Raw genomic sequence first — 12,833 nt, 5'->3', positions numbered from 1 at the left:
TCATCGGTTTCGTTCTATTCCTCGCGCATCCGGTAGCCCACTCCTATTTCCGTGAATATGTATTGGGGCTCAGCCGGATTTTCCTCCAGTTTCCTTCTGATATGGGCCATGTTTACCCGCAGAATCTGGTTGTCGCTGTCTGCAAACGGTCCCCATATTTTGGAAATAATGCTCTCGTAGGTCATGACCTTACCGGCGTTCTGGGCCAGCAGGGAAACCAGCTTATATTCAATCTGCGTCAGATGGACATCCTGCCCCTTTACCTTTACCAGGCGGCGTTCAAAGTCAATGAGAAGGTCCCCTACCTCATATTTAAGGCTCTGGGTGCCGGCAGCTCTCTGGCTGTGGCGCAGCGCTGTGCGGATACGTGCCAGAAGTTCAGCTGTTCCAAAGGGTTTTGTAAGGTAATCATCTGCTCCCAGGTCCAGGGCAGCCACCTTGCTGCGCTCCAGGGTCCTGGCGGAAATCACGATGATAGGCAGGGTGCTGGTGGACCTGACCTCCTGGATGAGTTCCAGACCGTCCATATCCGGCAGTCCCAAGTCCAGAAGTACCACATCGGGCTTCAGGGATTCAATGAGCTTAAGTCCGTCTGTTCCGGTGCAGGCGCTGGTGACCTGATAGCCCTGGGGGGACAGGACGGTTTCTATGAAATTGCAGATGTTCTTCTCGTCTTCAATGATGATGATGTTGGCTTTGGTGTTCATGATTTAGTATTCCCTCCAATCTGGTAAGGTAAATGTAAACTGGGCGCCCCGCAGGTGATTGCCGGCGTGTATCTCGCCTCCGTGGGCATTGATAATGGTTTTGCAGATGCTCAGGCCGATACCCATTCCCTTGTGTCCGTCTCCTGTGTGGTTTTCCGATACGCCTCCGCCGTCAAATATGGTATCCAGCAGTTGGGGGGCAATCCCTTTTCCGTAGTCTTTGATGGATACGGAGAGCACCCGCTGTTCCGTGGTAACCGCCAGGTCGATGGGACCATTGGTGCCGGAATGGAACAGGGCGTTTTCCAGAAGATTATTGATTACCTGTTCTATCAGGGTTGCGTCCATAGGGATTATGATGACCGAGTCGGGAATACTGACCCGCACCTGGACATCCGGAAACCGTTTTCTGAACCGCTGGACGGATTCTGAAATAACTTCTTCCAGGGATTCGTCTAACTTGGCCACTGAGGCCACGCCTTTTTCGTCCTGGATTCTGGTGACTGAAAGCAGATTCTCCACCATGTTGAGAAGCCACTGGGCATCTTCTTCTATGTTCCTGACCAGCTTCCGTTTTTCCTCAGGGGACATGAAATCCTCCTGGTCCAGATAGGTGGAGCTGGAGCCGATGATACTGGTCAGGGGAGTGCGCAGGTCGTGGGACATAGCCCGCATCAGGTTAGCCCTCATGGTTTCCTTCTCCGCATTGAGCAGCATGCGGTCTTTTTCCTGGAGCTGGACATTCTGCTTGGTAATCATGATACAGATGCTGCTGGACAGGCTGGATATGAGGGCCATGCCCAGAAATGTGATGGGATAACCGGACATAGTGAAATTCAATGTCAGGTAAGGGTAAGTAAAGGCAAAATTCACCCAGAACACGCCAAAGAGAGAGGCCAGGATACCGGCGCCGTAGCAGCTGGTAGCACGGGCAATCATGATGATGGCCAGGGTGTATATAATGGATATATTTGTCACATTGTTGCTGAAGTGAAAAAATATGGTGGAGACTAAAGTGGCTGCAGCCATATATTCAATGGTAATGGGCAGATTCCTTACCAGATTCATGGCAGCAGCCTTAAGGTCGGTTTTATTTAAATGAAATGATTTCATTACATATTCCCCTGTTGGCATTGGCCGTATTCCGGCTGCATGAATGAATTAACAATTTTCATTATAGCCTATGCCGGGGGGAAGTTCAACGGAAAAAGAATCTTTTACGCCTGCGTCCCCTGCTTTTTTTTCCTTTTTCCCCCAGGGATGGGGCGGAGACACGGCGCTGGGCAACCAGCTTCTCAAAGTCAGTGGACGAAAAACCGATATCTTCCAGACGTTCCAGCCTCCGCTGCCGTCTCAGGTATAAATCCTCCTCCTCCTTCTTTCGCACGTGGATTTTCACAGCTGCCACAATGGCAATGATAACAGCCAGGGAAAATGCAATACCCAGGATGGCCAGGGTGTTGGCCGGAATCCGGATGCTGGCGGCGGTGCCTTCCTTGGAGGTAATGTCCTGGCGGGGGGAGGCGCCTGAAACTGTGGGCTGGTTTCCCTGCGCCGGGTGCTGGTCCTCCGATGCCGGAGCCTGGTTTCCCTGTGCCGGGGACTGGTCCTGGGGCGTTGGTGACTGGTCCTGGGGCACTGCGGACTGGCCGTGGGGAGCCCCTGCCAGGGTCTGGTCCATGGAGGCGGCAGAGGGGCTGCCGGCGTTTCCTGCTGAACCGCCGGGGGCATCCTGGGATGCCAGGGAGACCGTGCTTCCCTCCAGGCCTGGGGAACATAGGTACACGGAGCCCACCGGCCTGTCATTGTAGGTATAGCGGATACAGGCAACGGCTGTCTGCGGACGGCTGCCGTCCAAATCATAGGTCAGGGTGGACTGGGTGTCGGTAAAGTCGGCGTCCCTGGGAATCACCACCCGGCCGCCTCGGTCCAGCTCCAGGGATATGCTGTCTCCTGAGGTCATACCGGCAATGGTCATGTCATTTTCCAGGGATTTGTACCTGGTTTCGTAGTCAACCGTCCGCAGGGACTGGAAATTGCGGAATCCAAAGTCAAAAAGGGCCTTGGTATCGGAATAATGGGACTGGTGGCCGTTGAGCACCACTGCAATCAGCGTCATATCATTTTTCCTGGCGCAGGTGACCAGGGTATTGCCTGCCAGGGAGGTATAGCCTGTCTTGCCTGCAAACGCGCCGGGATAATACACGGCCTCGTTCTTATTCAGCATCTTGTGGTGGTTGGCCACATAGCCTCCTTCCGGGGTTCGCTTGGTGGGAGCAAGCTGATAGCTCCGGGTGCCGTTGATGGTGAGAAATTCCGGGTTCTGGATGGCTGCCCGGGCAATCAGGGCCATGTCGTGGGCCGTGGTGTAGTGGTTCTCGTCGTTAAGGCCGCTGGGGTTGTTGAAATGGCTTCCCGTACAGCCAAGACTACGGGCTTTCTCGTTCATCAGCTGGGCAAATGCCTCTCTGGAGCCGCTTATATGGCAGGCCAGGGCGTTGGCGCTCTCATTGGCAGAGGCCAGCATTAGGGCGTAGAGACAGTCCCGCACCGTCAGGACATCCCCCTCATCAATGCCGGCGCTGCTGCTTCCGGCCTCCACATTGTAGACATCATCATGGGAAAAGGTGACCATTTCGTTCAGGTCGCATCGTTCCAGCACAATCAGGGCTGTCAGTATCTTAGTGATACTGGCTGGGTAATAGGGCTGGTCCATGTTCTTTCCATAAAGCACTGTTCCGGTGTCCGAGTCCATGACAATGCCCCCATCGGCCTGGATGGACACATCAGAGGGCCATTCTGGGGCTGCCATTGCTGTCATGGGAAGGAGCCCTGCGGACAGGCAGATGCATATAAACAACACAAGGAATCGCTTCATCCAAATATTCTCCATTCACTTCATTGCTAAGATACAGTATAAAGGATTTACGGCTTCAAGTAAAGGCTGGAGAGGGGCGTTATTTCTGAATCTGTGTCCAATCAGCCTTCTTTCCTGCGGTTTTTCACGGTGAGGAACAGGCAGACCCCGAACAGAACCAGGGACAGGGAGCCAAAGAGCAGGGCAATGCGGGCAGCCGTGTCCATGAAGAAGCCTTCCGGCACAATGTTGATGAGCATGTCCGTGGCAGGGTCCAGAATCCACAGGTCATTGGTGAAAAAGATGTGGTGGAACATGATGAAGTATTTGGTGAAGTCCGTGGATATGATAAGGCCAAGGGCTGTAATCAGTGCAAAGAACAGCCCTGTCCCCATACACAGGGAAGGCGGAAGGACCCGTCCCATCCTGGCTTTGGTGGCGGCCATGAGAATAAGGAGCCCGGCTGCGAGGACCAGACATACCCTGCGGATGGACAGCGCTTTCAGGAAGAGGACCTGTACATCCTCCATGTGGGCTATCTCCCGTTGGTTGAAGAATTCCCTCTGTTCGCCTCCCATGGAGGTGGTTACGTGCAGGTCATCCCTGTCGCCCCTGAGATAATCCATCATCTCATCCGTTACATGGAGAAGGTCGTCCATGGTCATGGACGGCAGGCTGTCCAGCACATTGTATTTTGTGTACTCCTTTTCAAAATAACCGGGCGTCCAGTATACCACTGCTTCCACGGAAGTGATGAAAAGGATAATCATCAGGCAAAATGCGGTTATGATTCCGGCGGTTCGGTGTAAATATTTCATAATTCCTCCTGTATGATGGTATGGCATGTGTTTTATATAACAAAGAAAAGCCCGACCCCGCAGCTTTCCGTATCTGCAAAGTCAGACCTTTTAGTGCGCCTTCAGGGACTCGAACCCTGGACAAATAGATTAAGAGTCTACTGCTCTACCAACTGAGCTAAAGGCGCATGCGATTCATTTGTTTCTTTAAGTGACACGTCCACTATTATAATGCGTATTAAGAAAAAAGTCAATAATTTTTTCGAAAAAAGTTCAATATTGTTTACCGGCAGTTGATTGGGAGCAGAAAGGGGCGGTGGCAGCGGCCGGGGGCTGTCCGCCGCAAAGGCCGCCCGGCCCCCGTTACTTCTGCTGCTCCCATTACTCCATTACCTCAACCAGGAATTCGCAGTAAGGGTCGCCGTTGGCGCAGCATTTTGTCTCCGTCACCCGGCAGGGTTTTCCCAGGGCGGAAGAGAACATGCCCGCAGCCGTACCGGCCTCGTAGACGCATATTTTGGAATGTATGTTGGGAAGCCCGTAGCAGTCCGCACATTCATAGTGCCTGTAGACTGCGTGGGTTTCATCGGCTTCCACCACTTCCTCAAAGGCGTATCCGTCCCTCTGGGCAATGGGCTGGTTGCTCTCCATGATTTCCGGCAGGGTCTTTCCCTTGATTTGGTCTGAGGTGATGCTCTCGCCTATGATGCGGGAAATTTCATAGGCAGCCTCCTTCAGTTCGGGGTAGAACAGGAAGGTGAGGGTCTGGCGTTCCCTCATATAATTAAAGGGCATCCGGTCGCCCAGCCGGGGGCGGATTTTCACTCCCTTTTTCTGGGCCGCGTACGCATCCGCAAAGGAACGCATCACATAGGAATAATCATCCGCAAGTTCTCTGGCGTGTTCTGTATCTATCTGAATTTTACCCACAGCTATTCTCCTTTTTGATAATAATGTTTGCCCGATGCAGCCGGCGCAGAGCTTTTCTTTCTGGCAAACAGCAGCACCACAAGGGTCAGGATATAGGGCAGCATCTGTACCAGCTGAGGCGGAATGTTGACGCCCTGGAGCCTGAACTGGAGGCTTTGGGCAAATCCGTACACCAGACCTCCCAGGGCCACCCACAGCGGTTTCCAGTTCCCAAGGATGACCATGGACAGGGCGATGTATCCCCTTCCGGAAACCATGTCCTTGCTGAACATGTTGATATCCCCGATGGACAGGTAGGCTCCGCCTATGGCGGCAAGCATGCCGCTGGCCATGACGCAGAGGTACTGCATTTTATAGACATTAACCCCCATGGTGCCCGCCATCTCGGGGTTCTCGCCGATGACCAGGATTCTAAGGCCGGCCGGCGTCCTGTACAGGAGGAACCAGAGAAGGATGACGCAGAGGACCAGGATGTAGAACAGGGGAGAGATGGTCCCGATGATATCCCCGATAACCGGAATCCTGGAAACCACAGGCACCTTCAGCACGCCCAGTCCCGCCACCATGCTGGACTTGCCCTTGGTGCCCCATATCATTTCCAGCAGCACAATGGTAATGCCTGAGGCAAAGATATTGATGCCCACGCCTGCCAGAACATGCTCGCATTTAAAGCCAACGGTCAGGGTCACCAGAACCAGGCCCATGAAGATACCGGAGAGGCAGGCGAAGAGCAGGCCCATCCAGGCGCTGCCTGTCACATAGGACCCTACCACCCCGAAGAAGCTTCCGATGAGCATAATGCCTTCCAGTCCCATATTGATGACGCCTGCCCGTTCTGACAGCATACCGGCCAGGGCTGCAAAGGATATCGGTATGGCCACCCGGACCATGCCGGCTAACAGGGAGAGAATCTGACCGCTCATGATGTCACCGCCTTCCTTCTTTTGTAAAGATTTTGAATTGCAATTACGATTCCCGGCGTGGAGATAAACAGTATGATAAGGGCCTGGAGAACGGAAATGAATTCCCCGGGAATATCCGTCATACGGTTCATGCTGGAAGCCCCTGCGTTAAGGGCTCCGAACAGCAGGGCCGAGGCCAGGGTTCCCAGCGGTTCATTGTGTCCCATGACCGCAATGGCAATGCCGCTGAAGCCATATCCCGTGGTCATGCCGGATATGTAATAGCCCTGTACCCCCATAACTTCACAGGCGCCGCCTATTCCTGCCAGGGCGCCGGAAAGGAACATGGCTGTCAGCAGGTTCTTCTTATTGTTAATGCCCGCTGATTCAGCCGCAAAGGGGCTGTCTCCGGTTGCCCGCATTTCATATCCCAGCTTTGTCTTGTAGAAAAGGACCCAGAACAGGAAAACGGCAAGAAGGGCAATGAAGATGCCTGTGTTCAGCCTTGTATGGGCCACCAGGGATACCAGCCTTGCGCTGTCCTGTATCTCTTCTGTCCTTACCACCATGCCCTCTGATTTAAAGGGATTGTTCACCAGATATTCCACCAGGTACAGCGCCACATAATTAAGCATGATGGTGATAATGACTTCGCTTATCTGCAGCTTATTCTTTATCACGGCAGCCAGCATGGCCCATATGCCGCCGAAAACAGCTGCAGCCAGGATACATACAGGTATATGCAGGACGGCGGGCAGCCCTCTGATATAGGCGCCTGCCAGGGCAGCGGGCAGGGCGCCTGCCAGAATCTGCCCCTCTATACCAATGTTAAAGATACCGGCCTTGGACGCCACTGCCATGGCCAGTCCTGCAAATATAAGGGGAATGGCTGTGCCTGCAGTCTGGGCCAGATTATAGGTGCTGCCAAAGGCGCCTCCCAGCATGGCGGAGTAAGCTTCCACAGGCGAATACCCTGCGGCTGCAATGATGATGCCTGCCAATACCAGGGAGATAAGGAAGGAAATCAGGGTAAATGCAATTGTACGGCTCTTCAGATATTTAATCATTGTCAGCTACCTCCCTTTTGGAATTGCCTCCCAGCATATAATAGCCCAGTTCTGTTTTGGTAAAAGCTGCAGTCTCCTTTTCCGCCGCGATTCTGCCTTCGTACAGCACCGCAATCCGGTCGGCCAGCTTTATGACCTCATCCAGGTCGGCGGAAATCAGCAGGATGGCGGAGCCGGAGTCCCTCATCTGCATTAGGTGCTGATGGATGTATTCGATGGCGCCAATGTCCACGCCTCTGGTGGGCTGGGCAGCCACAATGATGTTGGACTGGTGCAGCAGGGTGCGGCCTATAATCAGTTTCTGCTGGTTGCCTCCTGAGAGGGAACTGGTAAGCTGGTCGATTCCGTCGGTCCTGACATCAAACTGTTCAACAGTGTCCCTGGCAACCTGTTTGATGCGGCTGATGTTCAGGAAACCGTGTTTCACGTATTCAGGCCGGTAATGGTATCCCAGGATGATGTTTTCCCAATTGGAAAATCCTCTTACAAAGCCGCGTTTTCCGCGTTCCTCCGGAATATGGCCGATATAGTCCAGCATCTTTCGCGGCGAGATTGCAGAAACCGGCTGGGAGCCGCAGCAGACCCGGCCTGTAAAATGATTCTCAATTCCCGTGACCACCTCTATGAGCTCGGTCTGTCCGTTTCCCTCCACGCCGGCAATGCCCAGTATCTCACCGGCCCTGCATTCCAGGCTGATGTCAGTGAGGACGGCCCTGCCTTTCTTTTTGAGGCAGATGTTCTGAAGGCTCAGCTTGACGGGGCCGGAACCATCGTAGGGAACCCGCTGTACATCAAAGGATATGGGACGGCCCACCATGAGCTCGGCCAGCTTGTCCTCGGTGGCCTGGGCTGCGGGCAGGGAGGCAATGTTCTCTCCGCGGCGGAGTATGGTGATGTTGTCCGCGATGGCCAGTGTCTCCTTAAGCTTATGTGTAATGATGATAATGGTCTTCCCGTCCTCCTTCAGCTGCTTCAGCATGGCAAAGAGCTCCTGTACCTCCTGGGGGGTAAGGACGGCGGTGGGTTCATCCAAAAGGATGATGGAGGATTCATTATAAAGGGCCTTAAGAATCTCCACCCGCTGTTTTTCTCCCACAGACAGGTTCTCAATCCTGCTTTCAGGATTCAGGTTAAAGTGATACTGGCGTATCAGGGCATCCACCTTTTGGTGGGCCCTGCTGCGGTCCAGTAAAATGCCCCTGCGCGGTTCATGGCCCAGAATGATGTTCTCCGTGATGGTAAGGTTGCCCACCAGGACAAAGTGCTGGTGGACCATGGATATGCCATAATCTATGGCATCATGGGGCGAACGGATGGCTGCCGGACTGCCGTTTATGAGAATCCGCCCTTTGTCGGCTTTGTAAAGGCCGAACAGGATTTTCATCAAGGTGGTTTTGCCTGCGCCGTTCTCGCCTAAAAGGGAATGTATCTCACCCTGTTCTACCTTGAGGGATACCTCCTTATTGGCATAGGAGCCGTGAAAGGTTTTGGTAATACCCTGCATCTCTATTGCATACATTGGGACCTCCCTGTGTGAAAGGAAAGGTGTTGCTTGTGTTAAGCAGCACCTTTCTCAGCCGGTTATTTAACTTCGTCTATGGTTGAAGGAACTGTAATCTCCCCGGAGATGATTTTATCCTTTGCGGTCTGGGCAGCGTCAAGGCTGGCCGGGTCAATCTCCACCTTGGAGCCCTCATTGGTGATGCCCAGGGCGTCTTCCTTAAGTCCGGGAACCATGGTGCCGCCTTCCAGGGTACCGTCTATGGCGGATTTGATGCCGTCCTTGATGACTACGTCAATCTTGCGGATGGCTGACAGCATGATGTGGTCCGGGTCGATGAGGCACTGGTTTACATCTGCGCCAATGGCCTTAAAGGTTCCCTGCTGAGCTGCATTGAATACGCCCAGGCCGGAACCGCCGGCTGCGGCAAAGATGATATCTGCGCCTGCGTCCGCCTCGGCCAGTGCCAGCTCCTTGGCAGTGGTGGTGTCGGCAAAGGAGCCCACGTATTTGACAATCACTTCCACATCCGGATTGGCAGCCTTGGCTCCGGCCATGTAGCCGGCCACGAAGATGTTCTGGGAGGGGCTGTCCACGCCCACCACCATGCCTATTTTGTTGGTTTTGGTGTTAAGTCCCGCAACGGTTCCAACCAGGTATGTTTTTTCATTGTCCTTGAACAGTACGCTGGTTACGTTGTCGCATCCTGTTACCTCGCCGTCCACAAACAGGTATCTCTGCTCCGGGAACTCGGAGGCCACCTTCTGAAGGGCCTCCACAGCGTCAAAGCCGCCGCCGATAATCAGGTCATATTTGCCCGACGCAGAGAGGTCGGTAAAATTGGCCTCAAATTCGGATATTTCTTTGGGCTCCACCAGCTGATATTCGATTCCGTAGTCAGCCTTGGCAGCTTCCACGCCGGCCAGCATGCTGTCGTTGAATCCGCCGTCTCCCAGTCCGCCGATACCTATCATAAGCGCCACCTTAAAGGGCTCTGAGGTGCTGCTTTGGGCTGCCTGGCCGTCAGCCGGGGCTTTGGAGTCTGCTTTCCCGGAATCCGCACCATTGGAATCCGCTGCCTTGGAATCTTCTGCCTTGGAATCTGAGGCTGCCTGGGTTTCGGCTGCGGGCGATGAAGCTGATTTGCCCTGGCAGGCGGTCAGGGATACGGTCATGGCAGCTGTCAGCGCCAATGCTGTCAACAACTTAAAATGTTTCATGATATTCTCCTCCTCTGTTTGTATGCACTACATGTCCAGGCGTTTCTGCACGGCCTTGGGCATTTCTATGATGTTCTCATCGCAGTGGCAGTTCATGGTTTCAGGGTTGATGGCAGCCATGGCCTCCAGCATAACCTTTCCGACCACAGGGGCGCATTCGGAATAAATGTCAAAGATGGAGCGCTCCCAGTTGGGGTTGATTCCCTCGGCTGAATTGCTGATGACGTACAGGGCGGCATAGCAGGCGCCGATGGCTCTGGCCAATGCTGCCTCGGGCATCATGGTCTGTCCGCATACATCGCAGTGGTCTGCATACATTTTCTGGATTTCTGCGGCTGATTCAAACCTGGGGGCTTCCGCTACGCCGTAGATACCGGTGCGGAACACACGGCGGAATACGCCTGAGGCCTTTTCAAGCAGTATTTTGTGCAGGTCAGGACATATAATTTCCCTCATGCGCATGCTGTAGGGCGTGAATTTTCCAAGGTAGGACACGCGCTTTGTATAATCAATGAAATCCTGGGGGCATATGATGTCGCCTGGTTCCAGAAGGGGATTGATACCGCCGCCGCTGCCGTCTGCCAGTATGTATTTTACCCCGGCCTCCCTTAAAGCCCAGAAAATGCGCTCGCTGGGAGTGTCGTCGTAAGGGGAGAGCCCTTTCCATCCGTGGAACGGCACATAGAGCACCTGGCGGGTCTTATGGTCTGCGGTGATGGAGGCATCCATTTCATACAGCTTCATGCAGGCAGTGACTCCGAAGGGAGTCTCAAATTCCATATCCCGTTTTAACAGGGTGATGCCTTCCATATGTAAATCTTCGGGAAACTCGCATCCCCAGGTTCCTGAGCCACCAATGTGGCAGTACATGGTCTTTGGTATTTCTTTGCAAATCATAACATTCCCTCACTTATATTTTATTTACCTAGGTTACCGTAATTCTATTCATACATGAGCCATTATTCAAGTGAGGGGGAGCCGAAAAAAAGAGAAAAATGGGGGAACCTCTTGTATATGTCTTATTTTGAGACTATAATCTCATTATGAGACAAATGGGGGAAAGAAATGAAACAATCTGTATTAAGTGCTTGCGCAGCCATTGTTCAGAAAGAGATTGAGTTTTATGCGGGATTTACCTGCCTGGAGTATGATGTGAATGATGAGAATACCATGAGGGTGGCGGGTACAGGCATCTTCCGGTCCATCATCTATGCCAATGAGAACCAGCCCTACAGCGCCATTGAACAGGCCAAGGCGGACAGGAAGCTTATATTTGTGAGAAACAGGAACAGCCCTGTCTGTCGCAAATGCAGCACCAACCGTATCTGCACGGGGAGAGCAGAGGTGGTGGTGCCTTTATACATCAAACAGGCATTTCTGGGCACCCTGTCCGTGCTGTGCTATGATGAGAAGGTACACAGGGATATGCTGGAACATACTGAATATTATAAGAATCTGGCAATCCATGTGGGGCAGGTCATTACCAGGATAGCGGAATCGTATCTGCTTGAGGATGCCCTGCATGTGACGGAACACGCGCTTTCCGATATGGTGGATACCATGGAGGACGGTGCTGTCCTGATAGAAAACCGCCGGGTGTCCAAGGTCAACAAAAACGCACGGCTCCAGATGCAGAGAATGGGAATCGGGGAAGACCTGTTCCGGGAGACGGTCAAGGTCATAAAGGGAAAGAACAGCGACTGGCTGAACCTGAGGGCGGAGAACAGGTCCATACGCCTTCATGCAAAGCATCAGATTTTTGATTCGGATTTCCTTATGGGAAAGCGGCTGGAGTATGTTGTACTGGAACAGAATCTTGTGACGGAACAGAGCTATTTCCAGGATGCCAGCAGGAACCTGTCCCTGGATTATTTTGAGGGAACCAGTGAGATACTGACCAAGATGAAGCAGGACGTGATGAAAATTTCGGAAATCAGCCGTTACCTGGTCATACAGGGGGAACGGGGGCTGGGAAAGGAAATGTGGGTAAAGGCCATACATAACAGCGGGCGCTATGCCCAGCAGGAGCTGGTGATTTTTGACTGCAATGCATTTTCGGACCTGAATTTCGCCAACCAGGTTTTTGATGAGGAGACAGGCATATTCTGCGGCAGGGATATCACCGTGTGCCTGAAGGAGATACCAAGGCTGCCCTACTGGCTCCAGCTAAAGCTGGCAGATAACATCACCCTGCTGGAAAACCACAACATCCGCCTCATTGCAACCACCCTGGAGGACCTGGCAAAGCTGGCAGACCACAACGCATTTTCCAAACGTCTCTTCAACCTGTTCTATCCGGCCATCCTGTGTATCCCGCCCATCAGGGAGCGGGACATGGACATAGACTACTATATTCAGAAGTATCTGATTTATTATCAGGACTTTGAGAAGAAAAAGGTTGCCTGCAGCTCCAGGGCCCTTACCATGCTTAAGAATTATTCCTGGCCGGGTAATTTCAAGCAGATGGAACAGGTCGTAAGCTACCTCATATCCATCAACACCAGCGGCATCATTGGGGAAGAAGATGTGCTCAGGCTTCCTGATTTTAAACAGAACGACGGACCCTTTAACCTGAAGGAGCAGGAACGGCAGCTGATACAGAAGGCGCTGCAGCGCTTTAACGGTCCTTACGGCAAGCAGGCGGCAGCGGATGCCCTGGGTATCAGCAAGGCTACGTTATACCGGAAGATACAGGAATACCATCTGGATTGAGGGAAGGACAACAAAAAAGTCCGACCCCGCAGCTTCCGATATCTGCAAAATCAGACCTTTTAGTGCGCCTTCAGGGACTCGAACCCTGGACAAATAGATTAAGAGTCTACTGCTCTACCAACTGAGCTAAAGGCGCATTT

General features: G+C 53.0%; 11 protein-coding genes and 2 tRNA genes. 1 reads left to right on the top strand and 12 read right to left on the bottom strand.

Annotation, left to right across the window (positions count from 1 at the left end; genetic code table 11):
• Window positions 1-14: 14 nt before the first annotated feature.
• The 11 genes from FGS84_RS27330 to FGS84_RS27280 form a co-directional block, all read right to left on the bottom strand.
• Window positions 15-707: a response regulator transcription factor gene (locus FGS84_RS27330; RefSeq protein ID WP_138311355.1), complete on the bottom strand. Its 693-nt coding sequence runs from the start codon at window positions 705-707 to the stop codon at window positions 15-17.
• A 3-nt stretch (window positions 708-710) separates the two neighbouring features.
• Window positions 711-1,820, bottom strand: coding sequence for an ATP-binding protein (locus FGS84_RS27325; protein ID WP_171042724.1), 1,110 nt, complete (start codon window positions 1,818-1,820; stop codon window positions 711-713).
• Window positions 1,821-1,905: 85 nt separating this feature from the next.
• Window positions 1,906-3,585: a serine hydrolase gene (locus FGS84_RS27320; RefSeq protein WP_138311353.1), complete on the bottom strand. Its 1,680-nt coding sequence runs from the start codon at window positions 3,583-3,585 to the stop codon at window positions 1,906-1,908.
• Window positions 3,586-3,686: 101 nt separating this feature from the next.
• On the bottom strand, window positions 3,687-4,382 hold the full coding sequence (locus tag FGS84_RS27315; protein WP_138311352.1) for a TIGR01906 family membrane protein: 696 nt from the start codon (window positions 4,380-4,382) through the stop codon (window positions 3,687-3,689).
• A gap of 94 nt (window positions 4,383-4,476) precedes the next feature.
• A tRNA-Lys gene (locus FGS84_RS27310) sits at window positions 4,477-4,549 on the bottom strand.
• A 193-nt stretch (window positions 4,550-4,742) separates the two neighbouring features.
• Entirely contained in the window at window positions 4,743-5,291 is a 549-nt protein-coding gene (locus tag FGS84_RS27305) for a V4R domain-containing protein (RefSeq protein ID WP_138311351.1), read from the bottom strand.
• A 2-nt stretch (window positions 5,292-5,293) separates the two neighbouring features.
• On the bottom strand, window positions 5,294-6,214 hold the full coding sequence (locus FGS84_RS27300) for an ABC transporter permease (RefSeq protein ID WP_138311350.1): 921 nt from the start codon (window positions 6,212-6,214) through the stop codon (window positions 5,294-5,296).
• Window positions 6,211-7,260, bottom strand: a complete 1,050-nt coding sequence (locus FGS84_RS27295; RefSeq protein ID WP_138311349.1) for an ABC transporter permease — start codon at window positions 7,258-7,260, stop codon at window positions 6,211-6,213. Before FGS84_RS27295 ends, FGS84_RS27300 begins: the two co-directional genes overlap by 4 nt.
• Window positions 7,253-8,779 carry an ABC transporter ATP-binding protein gene (locus FGS84_RS27290; protein WP_138311348.1) on the bottom strand — a complete coding sequence of 509 codons (1,527 nt, stop codon included), beginning with the start codon at window positions 8,777-8,779 and terminating at the stop codon, window positions 7,253-7,255. The genes FGS84_RS27295 and FGS84_RS27290 overlap by 8 nt, the downstream gene beginning before the upstream one ends.
• A 62-nt stretch (window positions 8,780-8,841) precedes the next feature.
• Complete coding sequence (locus FGS84_RS27285) at window positions 8,842-9,981, bottom strand: BMP family ABC transporter substrate-binding protein (RefSeq protein WP_138311347.1); 1,140 nt, start codon at window positions 9,979-9,981, stop codon at window positions 8,842-8,844.
• 27 nt (window positions 9,982-10,008) lie between these two features.
• On the bottom strand, window positions 10,009-10,878 hold the full coding sequence (locus FGS84_RS27280) for an MTAP family purine nucleoside phosphorylase (RefSeq protein WP_138311346.1): 870 nt from the start codon (window positions 10,876-10,878) through the stop codon (window positions 10,009-10,011).
• Window positions 10,879-11,046: 168 nt separating this feature from the next.
• On the opposite strand from FGS84_RS27280, the gene FGS84_RS27275 reads away from it, so the two are divergent.
• Window positions 11,047-12,693: a sigma 54-interacting transcriptional regulator gene (locus tag FGS84_RS27275; RefSeq protein ID WP_138311345.1), complete on the top strand. Its 1,647-nt coding sequence runs from the start codon at window positions 11,047-11,049 to the stop codon at window positions 12,691-12,693.
• A 63-nt stretch (window positions 12,694-12,756) separates the two neighbouring features.
• Here FGS84_RS27275 and FGS84_RS27270 read toward each other — a convergent pair.
• Window positions 12,757-12,829: transfer RNA gene (locus tag FGS84_RS27270), tRNA-Lys, on the bottom strand.
• Between the last annotated feature and the right edge of the window lie 4 nt (window positions 12,830-12,833).

The organism is Clostridium sp. 1001271st1 H5 (assembly GCF_005845215.1).
Classification (GTDB): Bacteria; Bacillota; Clostridia; order Lachnospirales; family Lachnospiraceae; genus Enterocloster.
This window is presented reverse-complemented; position numbering and strand designations above follow the sequence as displayed.

Coding starts and splice junctions, on each gene's coding strand:
- FGS84_RS27315 (WP_138311352.1), bottom strand. CDS start 4,382: ATGAAATATTTACACCGAACCGCCGGAATCATAACCGCATTTTGCCTG.
- FGS84_RS27280 (WP_138311346.1), bottom strand. CDS start 10,878: ATGATTTGCAAAGAAATACCAAAGACCATGTACTGCCACATTGGTGGC.
- FGS84_RS27325 (WP_171042724.1), bottom strand. CDS start 1,820: ATGAAATCATTTCATTTAAATAAAACCGACCTTAAGGCTGCTGCCATG.
- FGS84_RS27320 (WP_138311353.1), bottom strand. CDS start 3,585: ATGAAGCGATTCCTTGTGTTGTTTATATGCATCTGCCTGTCCGCAGGG.
- FGS84_RS27295 (WP_138311349.1), bottom strand. CDS start 7,260: ATGATTAAATATCTGAAGAGCCGTACAATTGCATTTACCCTGATTTCC.
- FGS84_RS27290 (WP_138311348.1), bottom strand. CDS start 8,779: ATGTATGCAATAGAGATGCAGGGTATTACCAAAACCTTTCACGGCTCC.
- FGS84_RS27330 (WP_138311355.1), bottom strand. CDS start 707: ATGAACACCAAAGCCAACATCATCATCATTGAAGACGAGAAGAACATC.
- FGS84_RS27300 (WP_138311350.1), bottom strand. CDS start 6,214: ATGAGCGGTCAGATTCTCTCCCTGTTAGCCGGCATGGTCCGGGTGGCC.
- FGS84_RS27275 (WP_138311345.1), top strand. CDS start 11,047: ATGAAACAATCTGTATTAAGTGCTTGCGCAGCCATTGTTCAGAAAGAG.
- FGS84_RS27285 (WP_138311347.1), bottom strand. CDS start 9,981: ATGAAACATTTTAAGTTGTTGACAGCATTGGCGCTGACAGCTGCCATG.